A 3,235-nucleotide genomic window follows, 5' to 3' on the forward strand; every position below is an offset into this window, starting at 1 on the left:
GGGCCCGCACAACTGGCTGGTGCTGGTGCTGCTGATGCTGGCCGGCGCGCTGATCCGCCACAGCTTCGTCTCGCGCCACAAGGCGCATGTGCTAGGCAAGCGCACGCCCTGGGAGCACGCCGTGGTGGGCACGCTGACGCTGGCGGGCCTGGCCTTCTGGCTGGCGCCTCCCCCGCGCGGCGACGCGGCCCTGGCTGCCGTGCAGCAGCCCGCGGGCTTCCAGCAGGTGCGCGCGGTGGTGGAGCAGCGCTGCGTGCTCTGCCACAACGCCCAAGTGCAGAACAAGAACGTGGCGCTGCACACGGCCGAGCTCGTCAAGGCCCACGCGCAGGCCATCTACCAGCAGGCCGTGGTGCAGAAATCCATGCCGCTGAACAACGCCACGCAGATCACGGACGCCGAGCGCGACCTGCTCAAGCGCTGGTACGAGGGCGGCGCGCCGGCGCAGTAACCCCCTTTTCCAATCTGCACGCGACTTCCATCGTGGCCGCGCCCAGGTGCGGCGCCGCGAGGCCGCGCTTCATCCCTCAACCACCTTCTTCGACAAGCCATGGCCACTTCCCAGACCCATCCGGTGGATGAACGATTGCCCACCGGCCGCCTGGCCGCGCTGGGCCTGCAGCATGTGCTGGTGATGTATGCCGGCGCCGTGGCGGTGCCGCTCATCATCGGCCGCGCCCTCAAACTCAGCCCCGAGCAGGTGGCGATGCTGATCTCGGCCGACCTGTTCTGCTGCGGCCTGGTGACGCTGATCCAGTCGCTGGGTTTTGGCCGCCACTTCGGCATCCGGCTGCCGGTGATGATGGGCGTGACCTTCGCCGCCGTGGGCCCCATGGTGGCCATGGCCAACGCGCAGGGCGGCGTGGAGGGGGCGCGCGCCATCTTCGGCGCCATCATCGGCGCGGGGTTGATTTCCATGGCCATCGCGCCGCTGGTGAGCCGGCTGCTGCGCTTTTTCCCGCCGGTGGTGACGGGCAGCATCATCGCGGTGATAGGCATCAGCCTGATGCGCGTGGGCGTGGGTTGGGCCCTGGGCGGCCCGGCCAACCTGGCGCAGCAGGTGGACGTGCCCAAGCTCGTGGCCATGGTGGACGCGGCCAAGGCCGCGGCGGCCTCGGCGGCGGCCGGCGCCTCGGCGCCCGCGCTCAAGCTGGGCCCCATTCCCATGGTGGACAACCCCGCCTACGGCGCGCTGGACAACCTGGCCGTGGCCGGCTTCGTGCTGCTGGTCATCCTGGCCATCAGCCGCTTGGGTCGCGGCTTCGTGGCCAACATCGCCGTGCTGCTGGGCATCATTGCGGGCTGCGTGGTGGCCACGCTGCTGGGCAAGATGGGTTTCGACAAGGTGGCCAAGGCGCACTGGTTCGACGTGGTGACGCCCTTTTCCTTCGGCCTGCCCACGTTCGAGCCCGTCATGGTGCTGACCATGACGCTGGTGATGATCGTGGTGATGATCGAGTCCACCGGCATGTTCCTGGCGCTGTCGGACATCACGGGCAAGCCGATCAGCCGCGCGGAGCTGGCCGCGGGCCTGCGCACCGATGGCCTGGGCACCGTCATAGGCGGCGTGTTCAACACCTTCCCCTACACCAGCTTTTCGCAGAACGTGGGCCTGGTGGGCGTCACGGGCGTGAAGAGCCGCTGGGTGTGCGTGGCCGCGGGCCTGATCATGGTGGTGCTGGGCATGCTGCCCAAGATGGCGGCGCTGGTGGAGTCGGTGCCGGTCTTCGTGTTGGGCGGCGCCGGGCTGGTGATGTTCGGCATGGTGGCGGCCACGGGCATACGCATCCTGTCCACCGTCAACTACCAGGCCAACCGGCACAACCTCTACATCGTCGCCCTCTCCATTGGCGCCGGGATGATCCCGTTGGTGGCGCCGCGCTGGATGCAGCAGATGGCGCATGGCCTGCACCCGCTGCTGGACAGCGGCATCCTGCTGGCCTCCATCACCGCCGTGGCGCTGAACCTGTTCTTCAACGGCATGCGCAGCAGCGCCGGTGAGGCCGTGGCCGCCGCCAAGGCGCAGGACGCGCATGCCTGAGCCGAGGCGGCTTGACCGCCGGCGCCGCGGCGCCTAAATCCAACAACGGGCCCTGCGGGGCCCGTTGTCCTTGGCGGGCCCTGGCCTGGCGGCATGGGCCTTGCCCAGCGGTGGCAACGTCACTTTGCGGGAGAGTCGCATGCAGCAGGATCAGCTCAGGCAGCGCATCAACCAGGTCGAGCAGTGCGCGGAGGACGCCAAGCGTTCTTCGTATGGCAACACCGTGCCGGCCGAGGTGCGCGAGTGCGTGGACAAGATGTACTGGCAGGCGCGCCAGGCCCGCGCGGCCTGCAGCCCGCAATTGCAGCAGCAGGTGGCCGGGGTGGATCAATTGCGCGGCATGGTGGACGAGCTGCAGGAGTTGGGCGGCCGCGCGGTGCAGGCCTGCCGGGCCAGCGGCAACGTCGACCCGGCGCTGGAGAAGGCCGTGCAGCGCGCGCATGACGAGACGTCGCGGCTGCGCCAGCAGATGGGGTGAGGCTCGCTGGGAGCCGCCGCGCGGCCCCCGCCAACGAAAACGGGCTCCCGAAGGAGCCCGTTCTCATGTTGCCTCGACGCAGCGCTATCGCTGCCTCAGAACGACGTCCACTCGTCGCTGTCCGAGGTGCCGGTGCGCGCCGGCGGCGGCTCGGCGGCGGGCGGCGTGGAGCGGGGCAGGGTCTTGCGGCTGAAGTCCGGGCGCATCACGTTGGGGGCCGTCGCCAACTCCCTGCTGCCGGACGCGGACGCCATGGCGGTTTGAACCGGCTTGGCTTGCAGCGGCGCGGGCATGGCGGGCACCATGGCTTGAGCCGCCCGCGAGCCCATGGCGCCGCCATGGCTGTGCAGTTGGAACACGGCCACCGCGTGCACCAGTTGCAGCGCCTGCACCTTGAGGCTTTCGGCGGCCGCGGCGCTTTCTTCCACCAGCGCGGCGTTTTGCTGCGTGGCGTGGTCCATCTGCGTCACGGCGCTGCCCACCTGCACCACGCCCTTGCTCTGCTCGGCGCTGGCGGCGCTGATCTCGGCCATGAGGTCGGAGACGCGCTGCACGGCCGTCACCACCTCTTCCATGGTCTTGCCGGCCTCGTCGGCGAGTTGCGAGCCGTGCTCCACGCGGCTGACGCTGTCCGTGATCAGGCTCTTGATTTCCTTGGCCGCCGTGGCGCTGCGCTGCGCCAGGTTGCGCACTTCGCCGGCCACCACCGCGAAGCC

3 protein-coding genes and 1 pseudogene are annotated in these 3,235 nt (G+C 69.9%); 3 read left to right on the plus strand and 1 reads right to left on the minus strand.

Translation table 11 applies throughout. From position 1 onward, the window contains the following. The 3 genes and pseudogenes from ALA01S_RS34225 to ALA01S_RS33795 form a co-directional block, all read left to right on the plus strand. Nucleotides 1–451, plus strand: a pseudogene (locus ALA01S_RS34225) (urate hydroxylase PuuD); the annotation flags it as partial. A gap of 99 nt (nt 452–550) precedes the next feature. After that, the gene (locus ALA01S_RS30535) at nt 551–2,041 is read left to right on the plus strand and encodes a nucleobase:cation symporter-2 family protein (protein ID WP_066343479.1); all 1,491 of its coding nucleotides are present in this window, start codon (nt 551–553) and stop codon (nt 2,039–2,041) included. A gap of 139 nt (nt 2,042–2,180) precedes the next feature. Further along, nucleotides 2,181–2,519, plus strand: a complete 339-nt coding sequence (locus ALA01S_RS33795) for a hypothetical protein (protein WP_066343481.1) — start codon at nt 2,181–2,183, stop codon at nt 2,517–2,519. 95 nt (nt 2,520–2,614) lie between these two features. Here the strand turns inward: ALA01S_RS33795 and ALA01S_RS33800 are convergent. After that, a partial coding sequence (locus ALA01S_RS33800) for a methyl-accepting chemotaxis protein (protein WP_238456023.1) occupies nt 2,615–3,235 on the minus strand: 621 nt, incomplete at its 5' end.

The sequence above is a fragment of the Azohydromonas lata NBRC 102462 genome, from assembly GCF_001571085.1.
Classification (GTDB): domain Bacteria; phylum Pseudomonadota; class Gammaproteobacteria; order Burkholderiales; family Burkholderiaceae_C; genus Azohydromonas; species Azohydromonas lata.

Excerpts from the sequence above, each read along its gene's own strand:
- ALA01S_RS30535 (WP_066343479.1), top strand. The coding sequence starts at position 551 with ATGGCCACTTCCCAGACCCATCCGGTGGATGAACGATTGCCCACCGGC.
- ALA01S_RS33795 (WP_066343481.1), top strand. The coding sequence starts at position 2,181 with ATGCAGCAGGATCAGCTCAGGCAGCGCATCAACCAGGTCGAGCAGTGC.